This window comes from Roseateles sp. P5_B10, assembly GCF_056400485.1.
Genome location: NZ_JBFULE010001314.1, coordinates 1 through 956 on the forward strand (window position 1 = coordinate 1; position 956 = coordinate 956).

General features: G+C 58.6%; 1 protein-coding gene. It reads left to right on the forward strand.

Features of this window, described 5'->3' with window-relative positions; genetic code table 11:
• Window positions 1–832: TonB-dependent receptor domain-containing protein (locus tag AC1DU6_RS32980; protein WP_477862509.1), on the forward strand; the 832-nt coding region annotated here is incomplete at its 5' end.
• Window positions 833–956 lie beyond the last annotated feature (124 nt).

Below are 956 nucleotides of genomic sequence, written 5' to 3' on the forward strand. Positions count from 1 at the left end.
CAACGTTATTGGCGGCCAATACGAATATGCGTCGCCGACCTACAATCTCGGCGCGACCTTCAAGCTGAACAACAAGATCGATCTGTTCGGCGGTTTCTCGCAGGGCTATGCGCTGCCTGATGTCGGCGCATATAAGCGCCGCGCCGGTCTGTCATCCACGGCCTTTGCCTGTCCGGTGGCGACGCCGAACTGCCTGCCGCTGGCGCGCCAGACCATCTCCTTCACCTCGATCGCGCCGGAAGCCCAGATCGTCAACAATTACGAGATCGGTATTCGCGGCGGCGACGGCCCCTACAAGGGCAGCATCACCGGCTTTGTCAGCACGTCCGAGAAGGGCGTGACGTTCGATCCGGTCACCAACCTGATTTCGCAGCAGAAGGAAATGATCTACGGCGTCGAATATATCGGCGAAATGGCGATCAACCGGAATTTCACGCTCGGAACCACCATCGGCTACAAGGAAGGTCGCTTCGACAGCAACAAGGATGGCGTGCTCGATAGCTGGCTTCCTAACAACCGGATCGGCAGCCCGGTGCGCGGCCTGATCTTTGGCGACTATCGTTTCGACAACGGCATCAAGCTGCGCGTCGAGGGCGAGGGTTATGCCGCTCGTAACCGCGGCATCAACCTTGCTAACACGATCTATCCCCTCGAAGGCGGCTTCACGATGAATGCTGCGCTGAGCGGGCCAGTCTATGGCGGCGAGGCCTATGCTGCCGTCAACAACCTGTTCGATGYGGAATTGCAGAATCCGACCGCGACGTCGGTGCGCAACCTGCCGGTCTATTCCTGGGGCCGCACCGTGACGGTCGGCTATCGCAAGACATTCTAGGGCGTGATCCCGAAAAGTGGTCGCCGGCTTTCGGATCAGATCACGCTCAAACAAGACAAACCTTCCAAGGCCACTTCCCAGGGAGTTCGAATTGCCATCATGGTCGATCTGGACATTTCAGGAA